This window comes from Streptomyces sp. NPDC023723, from assembly GCF_040639815.1.
GTDB lineage: Bacteria > Actinomycetota > Actinomycetes > Streptomycetales > Streptomycetaceae > Streptomyces.
In genome coordinates this window covers 127,835-151,037 of sequence record NZ_JBFAAP010000012.1, presented here as the reverse complement: position 1 = coordinate 151,037, position 23,203 = coordinate 127,835, and the positions used below count along the sequence as shown (strand labels likewise).

The following is a 23,203-nucleotide window of genomic DNA, read 5'->3' as shown; positions in this document are numbered from 1 at the left end:
CCCGGTGACCAGCTCCGCAGGCACAGCCAAATTCGCCGCGGGCATGCAGGTCCGTGCACGGGACGAGGACTGGCTGGTCGTTGAGGTGTCCGAGACCTCTCACGACGGCACGCGCCTGGACGTCCGCGGCATCTCCCCACTCGTGCGCGACCAGCGAGCTGTCTTCTTCGCCCACGAATCCCTGGATCGGGTCACCCCTCTGCGGCCCGAGGACACAGACCTCGTCGTCGACGACTCCCCGGAGTGCCGCCGCTCCCGGCTCTTCATCGACGCATTGATCCGCAAGACCCCGCTTCCACTGTCCGAACAACGGCTCGCCACCGTCGGCACACACCTCCTCGACGACCTCGCCTACCAGCGCGAGCCCGCCAGAGCGGCCCTGCGCGGTCTGCGCCCGAGGTTGCTCATCGCCGACGCAGTCGGACTGGGCAAGACCCTGGAGATCGGGCTGCTACTGTCGGAGCTCATCCGCCGGGGCAGGGGCGAGCGCATCCTCGTCGTCACGCCCAAGCACATCCTGGAGCAGTTCCAGCACGAGCTGTGGACGCGTTTCGCGATTCCCCTCGTACGCCTGGACTCGACCGGCATCGAGCGCATCCGCCAGAACATCCCAGCCGGCCGCAACCCCTTCTCGTACTACAAGCGCGCGATCATCTCCATCGACACCCTGCGCTCTGACCGCTGGCGCAGCCACCTCATGCAGGTCGCCTGGGACGCCGTCGTCATCGACGAGTCACACAAGCTGATCAACACCGGGACCAAGAACAACCGGCTCGCGGGGCTGCTCGCCCCGAGGACCGACGCCCTGATCCTGGCCAGCGCCACACCCCACAACGGTCAGCGCGAGTCGTTCGGTGAGCTGCTGAGCCTGCTCGACCCGACCGCCATCCCCGACACCAGCGACTACGACGAGACGCAGCTCGACCACCTGTACGTCCGCAGGCACAAGATGTCCCCCGACGTCTCGGCGGAGATCGGCCACAAGTGGGCCACCCGCAAGCCGCCCGTGGCCTTCGACTGCGTTGCGAACCCCGCCGAACAAAAGATCTTCGAAGAGCTATACGACGTCTGGATCAGGCCGGAAGCGGGCCAGTCGGCTCCGGTGAGCGGCAAGGGCGCCAGGCTGTTCCCATATACGCTCCTGAAAGCCTTCCTCTCCTCGCACAAGGCGTTGGCCGAGACGGTGAAGAACCGGATTGAGCGCATCGACGAGGACGCACAGAAACACCCGGAAAAGGGTGCGCAGCGCGCCGCAGAGCGATCGGCGCTGACGCGGCTGGGCCAGCTCGCCGGCGAGGCCACAGTGGAGGACGCGGCGAAGTTCCGCCGCCTGGTCGACGAGCTGAAGGGCATGGGGATCGGGCCGGGGTCCGACAAGCGCGTCGTCGTCTTCTCCGAGCGCCGCGCCACCTTGCAGATGCTCCATGAGGCCCTGCCCGGTGAGCTCGGCTTCGAGGTGAGCGACGAAAAGGGGCGCGGGGCTATCCGCCAGCTGCACGGCGGCCGGCCCGATGACGAGCAGCAGCGGACCGTGAAGGACTTCGGCCTGGCGGACAGCGAGCTGCGAGTCCTGCTCACGGGTGACATCGCCTCTGAGGGCGTCAACCTGCACCGCCAGTGCCACCAGATGATCCACTACGACTTGCCCTGGTCGCTGATCACCATCGAGCAGCGGAACGGCCGTATCGACCGGTACGGCCAGCAGACGTCCCCAGAGGTCCGAGCCTTGCTCCTGGTCCGCCAGGACGAGGACCCCGACGTGCCCTCCGCCGACCGACTGGTCTCGCGGCGGCTGCTGGAGCGCGAGGACGAGGTCCACCGCACGCTCGGTGAGGCCGCCTCCATCCTCGGGCTGCGCGACGAGGAGGCGGAAGAGACCGCGATCAAGTCGGGACTCGCGGACGGGAGGATGTTCGACGAGATCGTCCCCGCACAACCGATCGACCCCTTCAACCTCTTCATGGCGCACCACACCGTCGACGGGTCGGGGGCCCATTACCGCGTACCGCAGCTGTTCGCCTCGACACGAGCCTTCGTCGAGGAGGCGCTCGACGAGGTCTATGGCAACCCCGAGGAGAAGATCGGGAAGGCGTGGGACAAGGACCATCCCGAGATGCTCTCCTTCGCCCCAGACCGCGAACTACAGCGACGCCTCCTCGTCCTTCCGCAGACCTACCTGGACGAGCGCGGAGTGCTCGACAAGCTCAGGGTCACCTTCGACCCTGGTTTCGCTCAGCAGCGCCTGGACCGCGCCCGCGAGCGCAGCGGCGAGAGGAGCAAGGGCGCGATCACGAAGCAGGAGCGGCGCGAGACGTCCGGCTGGCCCGACGTCAGCTACCTCACCGACCAGCACCCGGTGGTGGAGTGGCTCACCGACAAGGTCCTGGTCCGGCTCACCCGCAACGCCGCGCCAGTCATCACGGCCAACGTCCCCGGGCCGGTGTTCCTGATGCAGGGCATGTACTCCAACGCCAAGGGTCACCCGACAGTCCTCGCCTGGTCCTGCGTGACCGGACTGGAGTACGGCAGCCCCGTGTTCGATGACGATCTGGTTGGTGTCCTGGAGCGCGCCGGCGTGAAGCCGAAGATGCTGAACCGGCCCTTCGCCGGGGACATCGATGCCCTGCGCGCCCTGGTGCCACAGGCGGTCGAGGCCACACGGCAGCACCTGCTCACGCTACGTAGCAGCCAGGAAGAACCGCTGATCGAGCAACTGGCCGAGTACGAGAAGCGCCTGGCAGCCTGGCGCAAGGCGAGCCAGTCGACTTTTGAGCAGCTCACCCTCGGCATCCGACGCGAGCATGAGGAACAGCGGGTGGAGACCACCGCAATAGAGGTCGAGCAGCTGATCGAGCAGCTCGCCACCCAGGGCGATTCGATGATCCGCGTGATCGGGGTCCTCGTCCCTGCCGCCGCAGCCAGTGACCAGAAGGGTGCGTGACCACCGTGGCATTCGAAGCGATCATCAACCGCGGTGAGTACATCTCCGCCCATTACCTCGCCGAGCTCTTCGCCAAGGACCTCGCTGACCTGCGCAAACGCTGGACTGCAGCGGACCGGGCCGGAGCACCCACATCCCGGTCGGGCATGAGGAACCTAGGCCGCAACTACTTCAAGGCCAAGGTCCGCATCACCGAGAAGGACGACTTCGGCGGATCCGAGCTGCGCAAGCTCAACGACGGTCTGCTCGCCGCGCTCGCATACATTCCCCGTGGAGACGAGCCTCCAGAGCGCCAGGACGACACCCACACCAGGGTCCAGCGGGGTGTCTTCGAGGTCATGCACAGTGACAAGCCCCGGGAAGTCCCTGTCGCCTTCGCGGTGAAGGGCCCAGGGGGTGTCGAGCTCATCGCGCTGGACGTCACCTGGAGCACAGACGCCGAACTCGTCGCCTCGGACATCGAAGACGGCGGCGCGCAGCTGCTCGCCCCCATCGCCCTCGACGGCAGAAACGAGATCACCGGCGCGGCGGACGCCGTCACCTTCCTGTTCGGCAGCGAGGACGCCTACGCGCCCAGGTTCGTACTCCTGCTCGCCGGCGGTGCCGTGCTGCTCGCCGACCGCACCGCGTGGCACGAGGGCCGATTCCTGGGCGTCAGCATCGACGCCGCGCTTGACCGCAACCTGGCCGCCGACGGCGGCGAACTGGAAGCAGTCTCGGCTCTGTTCGGCGCGGAGTCCCTGCTGACAGAGGGCGGAGCTGCTGGATTCCTGGACAGCCTCGTCGACAAGGGTCGCAAACACGCCGTCGGCGTCTCCAAAGAGCTGCGGGAGGGACTGCGACAGTCCGTCGAACTGATCGCCCAGGAGATCCTGGACCGCATCCACGATCAGGATGGCGACCCCTCCGAACTCGGCGACAGCACCGAACTCGCCAACCGGCTCACCCGGGAATCACTGCGCTACCTGTACCGCATTCTGTTCCTGTTGTACGCGGAAGCCCGACCAGAACTGGGCATCCTGCCCAGCAGGGACGACGCCTACCAGGACGGCTACGGGCTCGGCCGGCTTGGTGAACTCGTCTTGTACGACCTTCCGGACGAGGCTCAAGACGGCTTTCACTTCCACGAGTCGCTGGATCTGCTGTTTCGTCTCGTCGACCAGGGGCACCGCGCCTTGGAAGAGCAGGTGCCGAGCGACACCGGATTGGACGCGGATGGCATCCGCTTCGAGTCCCTGCGCAGTGACCTGTTCCACGCGAATGCCACGCCGCTGATCGGATCGGTACGCATCGACGGCCAGCGCCTCGACACCCGGCTGCGCAACAAGGTGCTGTGGCGGGTGCTGAACCGCCTCATGCTCAGCCACGGCACCGGCAAAGGCTTCATCTCCTACGCCCAGCTCGGCATCAATCAGCTCGGCGCGGTGTACGAGGGCCTGATGTCGTACACCGGCTTCTTCGCTTCTGAGGACCTGTACGAGGTAGCCAAGCCGGACTCGGACGGGCTGGCCGGCACATGGGTCGTCCCCCAGCGCGAAGCCGACAACTACGACGACGAAGTCTTCGTCAAGCGCCCCGACGAGATCACAGGCGTACCCAGGCGGGTCGAGCACAAGAAGGGCTCCTTCGTCTACCGCCTCTCCGGCCGCGAGCGGCAGCGCTCCGCCTCGTACTACACCCCCGAGGTGCTCACCCGTAGCACGGTCAAGCACGCGCTGGCCGAGCTGCTCGACCAGGATGGCGAGAACACGAAGGCTCGCGACATCCTGGATCTGGTGGTGTGCGAGCCAGCCCTCGGTTCGGGAGCGTTCCTCAACGAGGCCATCAACCAGCTCGCCGCCGAGTATCTGCGCCGCCGTATGAATGAGCTCTCGGTAGAGCGCGGCCAGGACATGCAGCTGCCGCCGGACCAGTACGAGGCAGAGCTGCAGAAGGTCAAGGCGTACCTGGCCCTCCACAACTGCTATGGCGTGGACCTCAATCACACCGCAGTCGAGCTGGCCGAGGTGTCGCTGTGGCTCAATGCGATGCACGAGGGCCTCAAGGCCCCATGGTTCGGCCTCCACCTACGGCGCGGCAACTCCCTTATCGGTGCGCGCCGGGCGGTGTACGTGGCCGAGGCGCTGAAGAAGAAGGCGTGGCTGACCGCAGTACCAGTCGACCGCCCGTTGAGGGAAGGCTCAGAAGAAGGCGCGTTCAAGGACGGCGAGGAGATCCATCACTTCCTGCTCCCTGCCAAGGGCTGGGGTGCGGTCGCCAACTCAGACGAGGCGAAGGAGCTGGCCAAGGAAGACCGGGACCAGCTGGCCGAGTGGCGTAGTCGAGCCACCTCCACCCCGAGCGCTGCCCAGCGCAAGCGACTGCTGGCCCTGGCCACCAGAGTCGAGCGTCTCTGGGAGCTGGCCAGGCGGCGGCTCGTCATCTCTGAGAGGGAGATTCGCCGTGACATCGCCGTTTGGGAGGTGGAGCCGGACCGGCCACTGCCCCGATCCTCGGGAGCCGTCTCACGGGAGCGGATTGAGGCAGCCCTTAAGGAACCTGGTGCGCCCCTGGGGCGACTGAAGCTGGTCATGGACGCCTGGTGTGCCCTTTGGCTCTGGCCTGTGGGCCAGAACGACACTCCCGAGCCGCCAGACCTGGGCGAGTGGTTGGACTTCTGCGAAGCTCTCCTTGGCGTGCCGCCAGCCAAAGCCAAGGCAGCCAAAGCAAAAGGAGTCAAGAAGGCCAGCGCTGCAGGACATGATGACCTCTTCGGTCTCTTCGGCGACACCGGTGACTTCGACCAACTCGCCGTGGACGACTCCAACGATCGGCTGATGAGTCAGTGCGCCGAGATGCCAGTGATTGCCCTGCACTTCCCCTGGCTGAGCGAGGTCGATGCGATCAGCAGGCGGGAGGGTTTCTTCCACTGGGAACTGGAGTTCGCCCATGTCTTTTTCCAGGGCGGCTTCGACCTGCAGGTGGGTAACCCGCCTTGGCTGAAGTCCGAGTGGAAGGATCACCTAGCGGTAGCAGAGCACGACGCCTGGTTCGGCCTAGAGAAGCAGGCGTCCGAGGAGGTCAAGACCGAGCGGCGGGCGGCGGCGCTAGCCGAACCCGCAGCACTGCGGGCATATCTCGCCGACGTCTCCGCCTGGGTCGGTAGCGACACGCATCTGGGCTCGGCAGTCGACCATCCAGTGCTTGCGGGACTGCAGACCAACCTCTACTTGAACTTCATGGAACGGTCCTGGCGCAACCTGAGCCCGACCGGGGCGGCGGCCTTGATTCACGAGGAGAACCACTTCTCTGTACCCAGAGGTGGGCTCTTCCGTTCCGCTACCTATGCCAGGCTCAGGCGGCACTTCCAGTACGGCAACAACATCCTGCTCTTCGAGGACGTCGACAACAACAAGCCCTTTGGGGTGAGCATCTACGGCGCGCCGCGTGAGATCAGTTTCCTGCAGATCGCCCGCGCTGTGCACCCCTCCACAGTGGACGGATCCTTCACCCACAACGGTGAGGGGCAGCTCCCTGGGATTCAGTTCCCCGAGGGTGGCTGGGACCTGCGCCCCCACCGAGACCGGATCGTCCCAGTGGACCAGCAGGTCCTGGCCAGCTGGGCTGCTGTCATTGACGAGCCGGGCACTCCGCCCGAAAAGGCACGGGTGCTTCGCCCCGTAACCGATGAGGACAATCAGGCGCTGCGAATCCTCGCAGGGTTTACCGAACGGCTCCACGATCACCAGCATTGGTGGTCTCCAGAGCTTCACGAGAAGGGAGCCAAGGAGAAGGGGATTATCGAGTGGCGCAGCGCTGTCCCGACGTCCTGGGACGAGGCCGTGCTGCAGGGCCCGCATTTCTCAGTCGCCACCCCCTTCGCCAAGCAACCCAACCCCGGCTGCAAGTCCAACAAGGACTACACCGACTGGGACCTGGAGCAACTTCCCGAGACACTGGTGCCGCGTACCAATTACGCAAGAGCATGCTCGAAGAGCGACTTCGTTGCGGCACGGCGGTCGTGGGACGACGTGCCCTCGGGAGATTTCTACCGGGTTGCCTGGCGCAGAATGACCACGTCAAATAACGAGCGCGGTCTCAAGCCTGCTCTGCTGCCCCCCGGGCCAACTCACGTGGATAACGTTCACACGCTCGCAATGGACTCAAACCGAGGCACGGGCATCGTGGCTGGCCTCTGGGCCTCACTCGCCTTCGATTATCTGGTCAAGGTTTCGGGTGCCACCAAGGTCAACATCGAGCTGGCCCGCAGCTTCCCCACTCCTCTCTCCCACCCCCTCGCAGCCCCCCTTCTGCTGCGCACCCTCCGCCTCAACTGTCTGACTCGCGACTACGCTCCTCTGTGGGAGGAGCTGTACGACTCCGTCTGGCTCGAGGACCGCTGGACTGCTCCGGCCTCCCCGCGCCCCGCGCTCCAGCAGGTCGGCGAGACATGGTCCATGACGACTCCGCTGCGCACCGAGTACGACCGCCGGATGGCGCTGGTGGAGATCGACGCCCTAGTGGCCGTGATGCTTGGGCTGAGTGCTGAGCAGCTGTGCGCGATGTATCGCTCGCAGTTCGCTGTGCTGCGCAAGTACGAATGGGAAGCGTTTTACACCTCCGACGGTCACAAGATCGGGGCGGCCACCCACAACGTGGGTGTCCGGCAGACCCCCGAAGAGACGGCCTACGTCAAGGCGTGGGTCAAAGCCGCCCGCGCCGGCGACCCTACGCCTGCGATTCCCGAGGGCTGGGTGAAGCCCGACCGCGAGACCGAAATGACCCGGGCCCATGCGGACTTCACCGCGCGACTGCTCGCGGGCGAGTACGGAGACTACGCCGCGTACGCAGCCGAGCACGGGGATCACGGCAACCTCCTCGGCTCAGCCGAAGCCGAGCAGGTCCTCGCCGACGTTCCGGTAGAAAGCAGGTAAGACGCCGTCATGCTGCCCTCTCTGGTCGCTGAGGACCTTCGTCGTGCCCTCGCCACCTACCTGACGACGAGTTTCGCGCTCGCCGATGACGACGTACGCGATGAGCTCGACGCGTTCCTGGAGCGGCCGGAAAGCCGCCTGTTCCGGGGGCCCTACCTGCGTGTGCGTACTCCCTTCCGGGAGGCAGGCCCAGGCTGGGAGGCCGCGCTCGACTGGTGCCCAAAGGACTTCACGCCGTACACGCACCAGGCTGCGGCCTGGCAGCGGCTGTCCTCGAAGGCGGGGCGTCAGCCGGAACCGACCATCGTCACTACCGGTACCGGGTCCGGCAAGACCGAGTCGTTCCTTGTACCGATCCTGGACCACTGCGCTCGTGCTCGCGCCGCGGGACAGCGGGGTGTAAAGGCTCTGCTGCTGTACCCGATGAACGCCCTGGCTGACGACCAGGCCCGCCGTATTGATGACTTCCTCGGTACCGAGGCGGCCTTGAAGGACGTCACCGCCGGCATCTACATCGGCGGCTCCTCCGGACCGCGCTCGGCATCGGACGAAGACGAGAACGAGCCCGGCTCGTACGGCCGCGACACTGGTGCGACGTCCCTCGCCGGCGATCCCACCATCAAGCATCTGATCACCGATCGGGACGCGATCCGTGCCGACCCGCCGGACATCCTGCTCACCAACTACAAGATGCTGGACCTCCTGCTCCAGCGCGTTCCGGATGCCCCGCTCTGGAAGTCAAATTCCCTCGCCTTCGTCGTCCTCGACGAGTTCCACACCTACGACGGCGCCCAGGGCACCGACGTGGCGATGCTGTTGCGCCGCCTGGGCGCAGCCACCGGGGCAGCCCGCGAGGCACGCCCCCTCGGCGACATCACACCTGTGGCGACATCGGCGACGCTCGGCGGGGGAATGCCCAGCGGCTCCTCGTCCCTGGCCCTGGACGGGCCTGAGAGGTCCGATCGGGAGCTGTTGCGTGAGTTCGCGGAGAAGGTCTTCGGGACACCGTTTCCCGACGCCGCGCTCATCGGCGAGAACCGGCTGCTGCCCGGAGAGGTCGTCACCGACCCCGACTTCCTGCTCCCCTCACCAGCCCCTGCGGCTCTGGCAGGGCTGCCCGACCCCCTGGACGACGAGTCAGCGCTCGCAGACCTGGCCCGGCTCATGCTTGGCCAACCCCTCAGTGATCCGGTTCAGATCGGCGCCAAGCTCAAGCAGCACATCCTGGTCAAGGCGATCCTCGACGTCGCCGGGACCAGCCCAGTCACGATCCCAGATATCGCCCGCGAGTTCGCCCAGCGCGGTGGCGGACCGGCCTGGGATGAGGCAGCGCGCAGCAACCCTCGGCTTGTCGAGCTCGCCTTCGCGCGGATCCTCGCACTGATCTCGCACGCCCGCACCCCGCACCCCGTGACGGGAAAACCTGGTCCATTCCTGCGGGTTGAGGCCCAGCTTTGGGTGCGTGAGGTCCGCCGCGTCATCCGTGCGGCGACCGCTGAGCCCCACTTCCGCTGGTACGACGATGACGGGCCGACCGGGGACTCCCGGCCGAACCCCGCCAACCTCGCCATCTATCAGCCGGCGGAAGTCGACAGCGCCGGGGAGGGCGGAGAGCGGACCGATGCGTCGCGTCGCCCTGTGGGGCCGCCCTATCGGCGGCATCTTCCTGCCGTGTACTGCCGTCATTGCGGGCGGTCCGGCTGGGCTGCGTTGTCCACGGAACTGGAGTGGCAACAGCTCAAGACGAACACGCTGGAGATCTACAAGGCTTCGGCGCAGAAGAAGCGGGCCGTGCGCTGGATGCTGCGGGCTCGCCCGGACGAGTACCCCATACTGCACCTGCACGCCGAGAATGAGCGGCTGACGACCAACCCGACCGAGGACACCGTCGCGGTCATCACGCCCCACGGGCCGTTGCCCGCGGCCCCTAACGAGGAGTGCCCCTCGTGTGGTCTCGACGACGGCATGCGCTTCCTCGGTGCCGGCACCGCCACTCTCGCCTCGGTCACCACCACGCAGCTCTTCTCCGACCGGGGACTCGCCGGCGACGAGCGGAAGCTGCTTGTGTTCACCGACTCGGTACAGGACGCCACCCACCGCGCCGCGTTCATCGCCAACCGCAGTTTCGGCTTTACCTTCCGCGGTCTGCTGACCCAGCACCTCACCGCGGGCCGACCTGTCGCTGTACATGATCTTGCTGCTGACGCCGCCGAGGCTGTCGTTACGGCCGCGGGCGCGGGCAAGCGCAGCGAACTCGCCTCCATCGTCCCGCCCGATCTGCGAGAAAACCCGGACATCCTCACCCTCCTCGACGAAACAGAGGACTTCAGCGATGCCGGCGCGGACATGCTGCAGAGTCGTATGGTCTTCCAGACCCTCATGGAGTTCGGTCTGCGCTCCCGCCTGGGCCGCACGCTGGAGCTGACCCGAACCGCTGCCGCGGAGGTCGACCTCAAGGATCTGCCCGCGCTCTGCGCCGAACTGCGGGAGCGGCACCAACGCCTGCCCGGGCAAATTTCACTGCCTCCAGACGACGGGGCGTACGCGGTATTCCTGCGCGGGTTGGCCGAGCGACTCCGCCTGCGCGGGGCGCTGTATCACCCTTGGCTGCAGGAGTACATCCGGCAGGCCGGCGCGAGGCGCTGGCCGGTCTGGGGCGGCCGTCCCACCGGCATGCCTGCCTTCCCCAGGGGCCTCGCTGCCCCCGCTTTTCCCGTGTCGGGCGGCACCCACACCACCGGCTTCGACTCACTGAGCCGCGACAACACCTGGTTCGCGGACTGGGGTCACCGTTCGCTGGGCTGCGACCGGCGCGAGGCACGCGCGGTGGCCGAGCTCGCCATGAAGCTGCTCGCCCAGCGCGAAATCCTGGCCACCTACCACGCCGAGGGCGGCGCGCTCGTCTACGCGCTCAAGCCCCGCAATGTCCTCATACACCGCATCGACGACACTGCCACACCAAGCGGGGAAGACGGCGTGAACGCGTGCGGGGTGCGCTGTGACACCTGCACCTGGCGGCAGACCGTGCCACCGAGCCGCCGCGAGGACTGGTTGGGCACCGCGTGCCTGCGATTCCACTGCTCGGGCCACTTCGTGGAGGACGACCGCGACTACACCGCCGACTACTACCGGCACCTGTACACCATCGACCGTCCGGGCGACGTACTGACCGCCGAACACACTGGTGCGCTCAGCCGGGAGCGGCGTGAGCGTGTCGAAGCTGCCTTCAAGAACCGGGCCTCGGCCTTCGACCCGAACGTTCTCACCTGCACGCCCACCCTTGAACTCGGCATCGACATTGGCGACTTGTCTGCCGTACTTCTCGCCTCCATGCCGCCCGCACCTGCCAACTATGCGCAGCGGATCGGCCGGGCGGGCCGCAGCACCGGCAACTCGCTCACCGTCACCTTCGTACCGCGAGGCACCCGAAGCCACTACTACCTGCACGTTCCGGAGCAGATGCTGGCAGGCCGGATCATCCCGCCGGACTGTTACCTGGACGCCTCAGAGATCCTGCGCCGTCAGTACCTGGCCTTCCTCTTCGACCGCGCCGCGGACCGCAGCCTGTGGGAAGGCACTGCGATCCCCGAACGCCCCATGCCTCCACGCATCGGCGAGCTCTTCGGACATGGCCTGGCTGAGGACGGCTGGTTCAGGCGTTTCCTCGACGTGGCGGGCGCTCGCCATACCCAGCTATCCGCCATGTTCATCGCTCTGTTCCCCGCGATGACCCCGGCCGCGGCCCAGGGTGTCCAGCACTTCGCCGCCCAGGGCCTGGAGGAGGCCGTCGGGGCTGCGGCCAGCGCGTGGAACAAGCGAGTGGCTGCCCTGCGCTCGAGGATGCGGCAGATCGGCCGGGCCTTCGACGCGCTGTCGACCGCTTCGGGTGATCCGGAACGCGACAAGCAGCGGCGCCAGCTCTTCGCGGAGCAGCGGACCGTACGCAAGCGCCGGGACGCCCTCGTCTCGGAGAACTCGATCAATGCCCTGGTGCGGCTGGGCCTGCTGCCCAACTACACCCTCCACGACGACGCGACCGTCCTGGACGCCACCTTGTGGTGGAAGGACAGCGACGGGGAGTTCGACGAGAGTTCGACCGACTACGGCCGGGGCTCCCGGCTCGCGCTGACCGAACTTGCCCCTGGCAACATCTTCCACAGTGACGGCTACAAGTTCATCGTCAGCACCGTGGACCTCGGCACTGGTGTCGGCGGCGGCGAGAACGCGTACGCCCTATGGCGGTTCTGCCCCGAATGCGGATTCGTGGCGACCGAGGAGACCGGGCTCGACATCACCGCCTGCCCGCGCTGCAAGGCACCGCAGATCGCCGACCCAGGGGCCGTACACAGGGTGCTGGTGCCCGAGCGGGTCCTCGCCCGAGAGCGACGCGAAGACGCCCGGCTGACCGACGAGCGGGACGAACGCGAGCGGAAACAGTTCGACGTGGTCACGCTCGTCGACATCGACAAGGACCAGCCGCAAGGACTGAGGGCGTGGCGCCGCTCTGGCAGCGGCCTGCCCTTCGGCGTCGAGTTTGCCCGCGTGGCGACGATCCGCACGATCAACCTCGGCCCCTCGGCTGCACCCGGGTCGACCCACTCGATCCGCGGAGAAGACTTCCAGGTCTCCGGCTTCGAGACGTGCCTGGAATGCGGAGGTGTGCGCGGCACCCACCCGCAGGCATGGGACCCCTCGGCCCAGCGGATCGGCACCCGCCACGCGTACTGGTGCTCACACCGCGACGACGGCGTTGCCCACGAGCCGACTGAGAAACTGCTGCTCGCCCACGAGCTCACCACCCAGGCGCTGCGCATCCTGCTGCCCGTCTCCACGATCGACCTCGCCGACCGCCTCATCTCCTTCAAGGCGGCCCTGCTCCTGGGCATCACCAAGCACTTCGGCGGCGCTCCCGACCACATCCGTGTGGTCACCGACAGCATGCCCGGCGACAGCCAGGAACTGCGACGACGGTTCCTCGTCCTGCACGACTCGATGCCCGGCGGCACCGGCTACCTGGAGCACCTGGCGGACGCCACGGTGCTGCACCGTGTCCTGACCCTCGCGCAGACAGCACTGCGGGACTGCCCCTGCCAGAAGGAGGAGCAGCGTACCCCCTGCCACCGCTGCCTGCTTCCCTTTGTATCCAGCAGCGAACACCCGCACGTCTCGCTGCGCATCGCGAAGGAACTCCTGGACGAGATCCTCAAGGACTGGGCGGTCGAAGCCGTCGACACCCTCTCCGGCGTACGCATCGACCAGCTCGTCGACAGCGAACTGGAGGACCGGTTTGTCCGCACCCTGATCACCTGGGGACGCAGGGACGAAGAAGACGGGTCGGTCGCCGCCAAGGCCGGCCAGGGCGGAGTGGAGCACGAGCTTCGTTTCACACGCGGTGATGCGGCCACGCGCTGGCGCATGCGGGACCACGTACGGACGAAGACCTCCGTGCCCAGCGAACCCGACTTCCTCCTGGAGCGGACCGACGGCCCAGCGGAACGGGTCGCGGTCTTCCTCGACGGCTTTGCCTTCCACGCGAGCGAGAAGGTCAATCGCATCGCCGACGACGCCGCCAAGCGCGCGGCCCTCCGGGCGGACGGCGCGCTGGTATGGCAGCTGACCTGGGACGACGTCATGACGTGGGCAGCAGGTGTCGGCAGTGCGGCGGAAGGGCAGCAGGTTCGTACCCATGCCCGGCCGCTTCACACAGATGCCGCACTCCAGCTCGCCCGCCAGATCCATCAAAGCCTGGTTGGCCAGGCCCGCCCCGACGACACCCTCGACCCGGTGCTGCGCAACCCGGTCGAAACACTGCTGGAGTTCCTCGCCGACCCTGATCGGGCCAAGTGGGCTCGACGGGCAGCCGGCCTGCTGGGCGGCTTCGGAGCAGCGGCGCGCCCCCAGCCGGTGGACCGCGAAGAGACCGGACGGGTGCTTCACGACGTACTGCGCGGCGCGAACCTGTCGGCCTCGGCCTCGGCCACAGAGGCCGTCGCGTTCGACGCTCGCACCTCAGGCCAGACGCGGATCATCGGCCTGCTGGACCGTCGGCCTGAGCCGCGCAGCAAGCAACCGGACATGCGGGCATGGTCGGCGCTGGCCGTGCTCGACGACCGGCCGGAAGCCATCACAGGCAACGAGCACAAGGACCGCTGGACGGACTGGCTGCGCTGGTCGAACCTGCTGCAGTTCCTGCAGCCCGCCGGCCCCGACGAACTCCCCCGCTCGTTCCACCAGGTCGCGGTGTCCACCAGCGGCCAGGTCGATCCGCACACCGTGGCTCTGCTGACCAGTGCGCTGCCCACGGAGGCAGGGGCCCCGCAGCCACTGCCTCAGGCATGGACCGAAGCGATCGAATGGGCCTCGTCCCAGGTCGAGGACGTCCTGCTCGCTCTCGTCGAGGAAGCCCGCCACGGACGCATCGACGTGCCCGAAGTCGGCTTCGAGTACGGGGACCAGGCGATGCAGGCCGAGCTCGCCTGGCCAGACAGGAAGGTCGCCGTCTTCATCGACCTGGACGAGCGGCGAGACGCCCTCTTCGCGCACGACGGATGGTACGTCGCGAGCGCTGGCGCCGTGAATGTAACTGAGCTCATTATGAAGTTGGAGGGGAACTGATGTCCGGCGCCAAGGTGATCATGGCGGACGTCTTCGGGAAGTCCTATGACGCGCTGGACGGGTCCGTCCAACCGCAGGTGCTGCAGTTCATCATGAAGATGCAGCGCGACCCGGACTCCAACGGCCTCAACCTGAAGCCGCCGAAGGGCGCCAAGGACAAGAGGGTCCGCACCGCACGCGTCACTGACAACTACCGGGCCGTGCTCATGCACTACGCCGACCGCATCTACTACCTGGTCGCTGTGCTGCCTCACGACGACGCCTACGACTTCGCCGCGAACATCCTCTTTGACATCAACAAGGTCACCGGCGGCATCGAGCTGATCAATCTCGGCAGCCTCTACGGCACGCTCAGCGGACAGGCGAAGGCCGCCAGTGCCACGCCCGACACGCCGTCGCTGTTCGCCAGCGTCTCCGACGCTGACTTCGAACGACTGGGCGTCCACACCTCTATCGTTCCGGCGCTCCGCGAGATCCGCAGCGAGGACGCGGTCCTCGGCATCGTCGAGACCCTGCCCAAGCTGGCTCGCGACGTGATCCTGTGCCTCGCCGACGGCATGTCCGTCGAAGAGGTCTGGGAGCAGGTCAGTTCGCTCGCGGCCACCGGCGACGAAGTCGACACCCAGGACTACGAGGCCGCGATCGAACGCCCCGCCTCCAAGGAAGCCTTCGTGGTCACCGGCGACTTCGCCGAGTTCGGGCGGATCCTCACCGAGCCCCTGTCCGCCTGGCGGATCTTCCTGCACCCGGCGCAGCGGGCGCTGGCTGAGCGCAAGACCCCTTACAAGGGCTCTGTCCGTGTCACCGGAGGCCCTGGAACAGGCAAGACGGTCGTGGCCCTGCACCGCGTCAAGGCCCTAGCCGAACGTCTGCCCGCCGGCCAGGCCATCCTGCTCACGACCTTCACCACCAACCTCGCCAACTTGCTCAAGTCCATGCTCAAGGACCTCGGCGGCGCTCAGCTGCTCGCCAAGGTCGACGTACGGAACATCGACAAGGTCGCCTACGGCACCGTGAAGGAGACCTTCGGCGCGGAAGCGCCCAGCAGGCTCAAGGACGGTGAGATCCTCAACCGGTGGGTCGAACTCTCCCAGGAGCAGCAGATGCCCCGCTTCGACGGCCGCTTCCTCGACGCCGAGTGGAAGCAGGTGGTGCTGGCCCAGGATATCCGCAGCCGCGACGAGTACTTCGCCGCCAGCCGCGCCGGGCGCGGACGACGCCTCAACCGCCCCGAACGCGCCCAGGTCTGGTCCCTCGTCGAGGAATTCGAGCGCAGACTCGACCGTGAAAAGGCCGCCGGCGTCACCCAGCTCGCCGTTCAGGCAGCCCGGATCGCCTCCGGCTGGTCCGACGAAGAGCGGCCGTACCGGCACATCGTCGTGGACGAGGCGCAGGATCTGCACGCCGCCCACTGGAAGCTGCTCCGCGCGCTGGTCCCCGACGGCGACGACGACCTGTTCATCGTCGGCGACGCGCACCAGCGGATCTACGACAACCGGACGTCCCTGAGTGCCCACGGCATCAAGATCCGTGGCCGGTCCAAGCGGCTGACCCTCAACTACCGAACCACCCGGCAAATCCTCGCCGCCTCCCTGGACCTTCTCTGCGACTCCAAGTTCGACGACCTCGACGGAAACCCGGAGCATCTGCGCGGATACCGCTCTGTCCTGGCGGGGGCCAGACCTGAAACCACCGGCTATCGCACCTCCTCCGAAGAGATGACAGCGCTGGCCAAGCGCGTAGATAGCTGGCAGCAGGAGGGGATCAAGCCCCACGAGATCGCGGTCGTAGCCCGAACCCACGCGGTCGCCGACCGCGCTGTTCAGGCATTGCGTGACGCCAAGCTGGCCGCGGTAAAGGTCGAGGACTACCGCGTCCCCGACCCCGACGAAGGCGTCCACGTCATGACGATGCACCGCATCAAGGGACTCGAGTACCGCGCTGTCGCCATCGTCGGGGCCGGCGCCCAGCACATGCCGCTACCCAGCGCTGTCACCCCAGAGACCGAGGACCGCCTCCAGTACGCCGCAGATCTCCGCCGCGAGCAGTCTCTGCTCTTCGTCTCCGCTACACGCGCCCGCGAGCAGCTGTCGATCACCTGGTCGGGCCGCCCCAGCCAATTCCTCCACGCCCCGGACGCCTAAGGACTTGCAGATTATCAAGGTGTTACTTCCCGTCCCATGGCTCGTTGATGCGGTATGCGTATCTCGGACGAGATCCGCAGCCAACTCACCATGAAGTCAGCGGTGTTGTTCCCGCATCTGGATGAGCGGCAGCAACGGCTGCTGATGGCCGCGGAGGCCCGTGTTCTGGGACACCGTGGTGGTTCGGGCGTCGCGCGGGCGGCCTCGGCGAGTGAGACCACGGCCCGAAAGGGCGTGTCCGAGTTGGAGGCATGGGGCGGGTGCGGCGGCCAGGCGAAGGCCGCAAGCGGGTCGTAGATCTCGATCCGGGGCTCTGGTCGGCCCTCCTCCTGGCGCTGGTCGAACCGGGTGAGCGAGGCGATCCGATGTCGCCGCTGCGGTGGACGGTGAAGTCGACCCGCACGCTGGCGCGGGAGCTGGCCCGGACCGGACACAAAGTCAGTGCGGACACCGTCGCGGACCTGCTGCGGGAGGAAGGCTTCAGTCTGCAGGCCAACGCCAAGACCACCGAGGGAAGCCAACCTCCCGACCGAGACGCCCAGTTCCGCTATCTCAACGAGCAGGCCCGTGATCACCGGGACGCCGGCCAGCCAGTGATCACATCCGCCGCTGGTGGTCAGGCCAAGGCCGGGCCGCCTACTCGCAGGCGACACGACTGCTCATCACCGCCGCTGCGGGCGGCTCGAACGGCTACCGCACCCGGGCCTGGAAGCTCGAACTCGCCCGGCCCGGGGCCTAAACAGGACTGACCATCACTGAGCCTCTTCAACTTGACCCCACAAGGGTGAGGGTCCGACTGTCATTGACAGCCGATCAACCTGCGCGATCGTGCTCAACGCAGCCCACCCTTCGCGCCGGCCCGTCACCCGTCCGGTGCCCACTCTGAAAAGGCTCATCGGCCAGTCCATCGCCGCGACCACAACCCGCACCGGACTGCGTGTCATGGCCGAGCTGGACACCAACGCTTCCCCCACCGGAGTCCAGATCGGCGACGCGGAGACGGCATCCCTGCTACTGACCCGACACGCCTTCCGCGGCGACTGGAACTATGCCCTGCACCCCCCAGCCCTGCCCAGCCACCCCAGCACCGGGGACTCCGCAGAAGCCGGCCCCAGAGTGGGACCACGCTCCCCTGTCCGACCCCGTCCTGACCGGCATGTCCCAGCAGCAACTGGGCGACCTAACCGACACTTTGGCCCTCGACGGAGACGTCAAGCGCGGCCACCCTGCCCCGGCTCGCTTTCCCCAACCAGGTCCTCGCAGCCGTCCTTCACCTGCGGGTCGCCCTGGCCAGGAAACCCCTCACCGTGCTGTTCGACAGCAGTCGGACCGCCATGCATCGCACCCTGCTGGAGATCAGGACGCTGCTCAAGGCGCACAGCATCGTCATGCCGTCGGCGGCCACTGCGCCCTCGTAGCCCTCCAGGCTCGGGTTCGAGCCCGGAGCAGCGACTCCAGCAGCATGATCAAGGCAACGTGTTAACGATCTGCAAGTCCTTAACTGGAGGGAAGTCCGAGTTTGTCGAAGAACGCCCGATTGCGTTCGGTGGCGGCGTTGACGAGACGGTCGAAGCTCACTACCTCGATATATGCCTTGCACGGCTCGTTGAAACCGAAATAACCCATGCCATCGTGAGTGGGCCGCAGGCTTGCATATTCGCATCGGTCCACCATTGTCTTCGTGAGGTCTGCGAGGACGTAGCAGAAGGCAGGCGCCTCACGCGTCGGGGGGATCGGCCGGCCCAGCGCAGTTTTCACTCCGCCGGCGCGTACACGCTTCACGTACTCCAGGCACTGTTGAATTGGGTCCTTATCTTCCGAGTTGTCATTGCGCATCGGCCGTTTGACCTCGATCACGACGATGGACGGCAGCGGAAGCGTTCCTCCTTCCGCGGCCAGCACCGGCGAGCCGACAAGCCGAGTCGCGAGCAGGTCGGGCTCCCTCGTCGAATCGGAACCCGTGATCGGCATGCTCTTGAGCGTCTTGTCAGAGGCGAGGTAGTCGTGGAACGCGAGCCTCTCGTCGATGATCCAGAGGTTGGAGGCATCGGTGCCGATCTCGTTCGAGTCGGTCCGCATCGGCATGAGCAGGGAGTGGATCGCGTCCTCCTTGCTGTACTTACCCTGGTCGTCGGACCTGATCTGCCTGGCGAGTACGTCGAGGATCGTTCGTCGGCGCGAGACGTACGCGGCCAGGTCGGACTGATTGATGTCGGTCACTGTGTTCAAGTACCGGGCGAGCCGTTCGTCGTAGCCCTCCGGTTGGGCGGAGCCTGCTTCGCCCAGGACGGCGTGGCCCTCGGCAAGCGCGGACGCTTCGAGCTTCTGGAGGTTGCTGTGGAGCAGTAGTTCGAGGTCGTGGTCCTTCATGGACGGATCCACGGATATACCGAGCTGCTCGAGTCGCGACAGGACGGGCCGGTACCTCGGAGCGCGGTTGCTGACGAACTCGTGGACCCGGGCCTTGCCCTCCTCGCGTGCTGCGCTGAGCGGTCCGGCGAGGATGCTTTCGACTTCCTTGAGCACGCTCTCCCGGATGTCGTCCATCGACACGTCTTCAATCAGTGGGGTGCCCGGCACACGTTCGCTGATGTCGAAGGCCGTACGGTCGGCGCGGACGTGGCTGTCCAGGAAGTCGGAGGACAGGTAGCAGACGTACGTAAACGGGGAGGACTCCGCGTCCTTGAGCCTCCCGTAAAGTCCTGGCACCTTGCTGGTGAGGTTTTCCTCCACCACCACACGGTTCGCAGCGCACCAGTACAGCCGTGGCGCGAGATTCCTCGGCGAGGACTTTAGGCGGAGGCTCACCATCTCGAACCTCTCCCCCTTGACCTCGATCGATGTCCTTTGCATGTCGGAGTACACGAAGTCGTGCATGAGGCTATTGAGCGAGACTGCCCCGTCATCGTCTGCCACTGTGATGTCGGGCGCGCCGCCGGGGCGCAGGAAGTACCAGATGCAGTGCTCAAATACCTCACGGGCAATGGCCTCGACGGTCTTCAGCGCGCTCTGCTGGAAGGGCCTTTTGAACCCGTCGAGGCTCACGGTCGTGCCGACCTCAGCTGGAGTGTCCGCTTCCCCGTCCGGCTCTACCTCTCCCTGGACGGAGAAGCGGAACTGCCGCCCCTTGAGGCATCCGGCTTCGTCCTCGTAGGCGCTGCGGACCGTGACCCTGTCGAACGCCTTGAGCCAGAGCAGGCGCCCCACACCGCGGCAGCCCATGTCGGCCTTGTGGTCGCTGTCCAGCGTCTCGAACGATGTCATGTTCTCCGGAGTGAAGCCCACTCCGTTGTCCTCGACACTGAAGCCGACGATAGGCTTCAACGCCGCGCGCCCTGGGGCGACGTGGCTGAAGTCGAGTGCTTCCTGCTGACTGCGCCGGATCCTGATGCTCAAACGACCGGGCTCCATGTCGTCGCCGAACCGGGCGTCGATCGCCTGGATGGCGTTGACCACGGCCTCCAGGAGCGGCAGAAGGGCATGGCTTTTGGGCAGACTCGTGTTCCGGACCCGACCGGCCAGCGACGTAGTCAGCGCCATCGTCTTCCTCCTCGCTCCCAGGCCGCCCACCTTATCGGCGGGCCCGGAGCAAGGGGTGCTGGGCGGCCGAAGTACCGACGAAGTGACCTGCTCGCCACGGCCCGCCGCAGAACCCGCAGTCCGCCGCCCACAGCCCCGGCTGAAGCTGCTATGCCTGGCTTGATGTCCCGCCGGCTCACAGGGCCTGCCCTGGCCGGCAAGCCACCAGAGATCCCCCATCGGAACGAGCGTCACGATATCGCCCGTAACACCCACACCGCACGGCAAGTCAGGATCCCTTTGCGGTTCCGTGAGTGACCTCGCCGCCCCGGAGCAGCCCGCTACCGCCGATCGCGCGTGACAAGCCGGACAAGCCGCAAGGCTCAGTCGGCGTCGCCGGCGGGGGAGATCATTACCACTAATCAATAACCGACAACAATCACAATTGTTGTCGGTAACCTTCCCGCAACCGCACGCGACGCTGCGAGAGACACCAGGGGTGGGGATGCACAGACCGAACGTCATCGGTGACTGGCGTGAGTACAACGAAGACCACAAGGGCATCCGGGTCCGCGTCCACACGCTCAAAAAGGGCGACGTCCCGCCGGAAGGTCGGGACAGTGACGCAAAGGGGCTCACCTACTTCAGCTTCCGCGTCACCGTGGAGAACCGGGCCGAGGAGTGGTTCATGATCAAGCTGGGGCGGAACCAACTCGATGTCCGGGCCGGCAAGGACGGGGACGCGGTCTACCTCGACTACAACTCCCAGGAAATCGACGGCTTCAAGCTCTACCCGCTGCGCCGCGCCTCAGCGACCTTCTACGCAGCCGCTCCTCCCCGCCGCCTGGACATCCTCGATATCCAGATCCACATGCGCATCGACGATGAGCCGGCTGACCCGCACGTGTGGGTCGGCGGCGTCGACGTGCCGGAGGCGGCTACTCGCACCTCCAAGCGGGCCGCTCGCACCAAAGACTCCCTCGCCGCCGAAGTAAGCCAGTTCCTGCAAGAACAGGGAGACGCGTGACATGACGAGTCCCGAGCTTTCAGAACCGGTGGCCGACGGAGCACCCGCTGCCGAGCGAGCGTGGGCGAAGCTGCCAGAGATCATTGGCCTTCCGGACGAAGGCTTCGCACTGTGGGACGTCGAGAGACTGGTGCGCTTCGACGGCACCCGGAAGGCCGGCTTTCGCATCATCGAGCGCATCGAACAGCAGCTTGCCATGAACAACATCGGGCACCTCCCCGCGAAACTTCCAACGGACAGCACCTGTCCAGTACTCCTTTACCGCAAGGACGTCCCTGGCACCGGCTACATCCTTCACCTGGTCCACGAGCTTGCCACCCAGGAGGTGAGCGACGAGACCAAGCCGTTGGTCCACCAGCTGAACATGCTGCTAGAGGCGAGGGCGAAACTCATGCGGGCTCAGCCCGACCACCCCGAGGGCAAGCGATGACCGCGCCGTGAATATCTACGCCGCAGACGAGGAGATCGTCGACACCGAAGTCGTCGAGGACGGGGAGCTGGTGCGCGCTGCGCCGGCTGCCCGTCCTCTCGTCGACGCGCACACGGTGTTGATGCCGGGCGAGGGGGTCCCGACCAGCGACGATCCTCGCACGACGTACACAGAGCGGGACCTGCACGTCAGCGAGGAGACCTCCCAGGCCCTCAAGGAGGCGGAGCGGGATGGGTCACCGCAGCGGCGTACAGCGATGCGGTTGTTCGAGACGTGGTGTGCGGAGCAAGGACGCGTGGCGAAGCCCTGCACGACGGCGACGTACACGGAGTACGGTCGGCATCTGATGGCGAAGGGCCTCAAAGTCACGACGATCCGGCACTACATTTCCCTGATCCGGACATCCATGCCGCCCGGGAAGAAGCCGGACAACAGCCTGTTCCTACTGCTCCCGGGGCAGTACCGGAAGAAGAACAAGCGGGCACTGCGCAGGAAGGAAGCGTTCCCGATCACGCTGCCGTACCTGCTCCCGATGGTAGAGAAAGCGGAGGCGGATGACCGGCCGATCGGCTGGCGCGACTCGGCGATGTTCGTCTTCGGGTACCGGTTCCTCGGGCGCAGCATCGAAGACGTCGACCTGGACCTCGAGGACCTGACGATCACCGACGACCGCGTGTTCGTCTGGCTCGCCGAGGACAAGACCCACCAGGGCGAGGAGCAAACGATCATCCTCCATGACCGTCAAGATCTGCGCCTCGTCTTCCGTCTGCGCCGGTACGTCAACTGGCTGGCCGAGCAGGGCATCACCACCGGGCCGGTGCGGCGGGAGATCCTGCGCAGCGGAAAGGTCGCGTCGCCAGAGACCCGGGCCACGAAAGGGGGCGGGGCCACCAAGCGCGGCCTCTATCTGCGCCCGCAGACCGTGAACGACCGGATGAAGCACTGGTTCGCCACGGCCGGGCTCAAGAGTGATGGGCGCCCCGTCTCCTCGCACGGCCTTCGCGCCGGCGGCGCCACCGACCTCGGCACGAGCGGCGCGACGGACGAGGAGCTGGAAGCGGCCGGCCGCTGGAAGAAGGGCTCGAGCATTCCTCGGGAGCGGTACGTCCGGCCGACCAAGAACGCGGCCCGAGACCTCTTCAAGAAGGTGCCGGTGCACGACCCGAACGCCCAGGCACAGGAGTGACCTGAGCATGTGGCGGGGGCCCGCACAGCCGTGTACGGGCCCCTTCGGACGTGCTTAGGTGGGGAGGGGAATACGGCGGGCATAGCGGCCGCGGTGAGGACGAAGACGCAGAGGATGCCCGCAAGACGTCGCTCAGCTCCCCCAGGGCGTTAAAGGGCGGGCTGCCGTTCGGGGCCACGTCGAGCACGGACTGGACGGCGGAGCGGGCCCCGGGCAGCGGCGTTGTCGAGGGCGATGAGCGGGTCGACGTTGAGGGGGACGATCTTACCGAGGTCGACGGTGCTCGCCGCTGTGCGCGTGTGCAGCTGGGCGCCGAGGCAACCGCACGCGGCCTATTCGAGCTGGTTGTAACCGCGATCCGCACTCGCTCGTCCCTGATTCCCTGGGGTGGAGGACGCATCTTCGGGTTGCGCCCACCAAATCGATCA

At 66.7% G+C, this 23,203-nt stretch carries 8 protein-coding genes and 2 pseudogenes; 9 read left to right on the top strand and 1 reads right to left on the bottom strand.

What is annotated here, in order from left to right:
* Positions 1-4: 4 nt before the first annotated feature.
* The 6 genes and pseudogenes from AB0G32_RS16530 to AB0G32_RS16505 all read left to right on the top strand — a co-directional run.
* Complete coding sequence (locus tag AB0G32_RS16530; protein ID WP_361163120.1) at positions 5-2,941, top strand: DEAD/DEAH box helicase; 2,937 nt, start codon at positions 5-7, stop codon at positions 2,939-2,941.
* Positions 2,938-7,854: a type II restriction endonuclease subunit M gene (locus tag AB0G32_RS16525; protein ID WP_361163118.1), complete on the top strand. Its 4,917-nt coding sequence runs from the start codon at positions 2,938-2,940 to the stop codon at positions 7,852-7,854. The genes AB0G32_RS16530 and AB0G32_RS16525 overlap by 4 nt, the downstream gene beginning before the upstream one ends.
* 9 nt (positions 7,855-7,863) lie before the next feature.
* The gene (locus tag AB0G32_RS16520; RefSeq protein WP_361163116.1) at positions 7,864-14,469 is read left to right on the top strand and encodes a DEAD/DEAH box helicase; all 6,606 of its coding nucleotides are present in this window, start codon (positions 7,864-7,866) and stop codon (positions 14,467-14,469) included.
* Positions 14,469-16,613 carry a UvrD-helicase domain-containing protein gene (locus tag AB0G32_RS16515; RefSeq protein ID WP_361163114.1) on the top strand — a complete coding sequence of 715 codons (2,145 nt, stop codon included), beginning with the start codon at positions 14,469-14,471 and terminating at the stop codon, positions 16,611-16,613. The genes AB0G32_RS16520 and AB0G32_RS16515 overlap by 1 nt, the downstream gene beginning before the upstream one ends.
* Positions 16,614-16,667: 54 nt before the next feature.
* Positions 16,668-17,337, top strand: a pseudogene (locus AB0G32_RS16510) (hypothetical protein); the annotation flags it as partial.
* A 167-nt stretch (positions 17,338-17,504) separates the two neighbouring features.
* Positions 17,505-18,096 (top strand): annotated as a pseudogene (locus tag AB0G32_RS16505) (ISAzo13 family transposase); the annotation flags it as partial.
* A 14-nt stretch (positions 18,097-18,110) separates the two neighbouring features.
* Here AB0G32_RS16505 and AB0G32_RS16500 read toward each other — a convergent pair.
* On the bottom strand, positions 18,111-20,153 hold the full coding sequence (locus AB0G32_RS16500) for an ATP-binding protein (protein ID WP_361163112.1): 2,043 nt from the start codon (positions 20,151-20,153) through the stop codon (positions 18,111-18,113).
* A 484-nt stretch (positions 20,154-20,637) separates the two neighbouring features.
* Between AB0G32_RS16500 and AB0G32_RS16495 the strand changes: the two genes are divergently transcribed.
* Genes AB0G32_RS16495 through AB0G32_RS16485 form a run of 3 tightly spaced genes read left to right on the top strand, consistent with a single transcriptional unit; the run spans position 20,638 to position 22,775 of the window.
* Positions 20,638-21,159: a hypothetical protein gene (locus tag AB0G32_RS16495; protein ID WP_361163110.1), complete on the top strand. Its 522-nt coding sequence runs from the start codon at positions 20,638-20,640 to the stop codon at positions 21,157-21,159.
* A 1-nt stretch (position 21,160) separates the two neighbouring features.
* A complete protein-coding gene (locus tag AB0G32_RS16490) occupies positions 21,161-21,589 on the top strand; it encodes a hypothetical protein (protein WP_361163108.1) in 429 nt (142 codons plus the stop codon).
* A gap of 7 nt (positions 21,590-21,596) precedes the next feature.
* Complete coding sequence (locus tag AB0G32_RS16485) at positions 21,597-22,775, top strand: tyrosine-type recombinase/integrase (protein WP_361163106.1); 1,179 nt, start codon at positions 21,597-21,599, stop codon at positions 22,773-22,775.
* Positions 22,776-23,203: the final 428 nt, after the last annotated feature.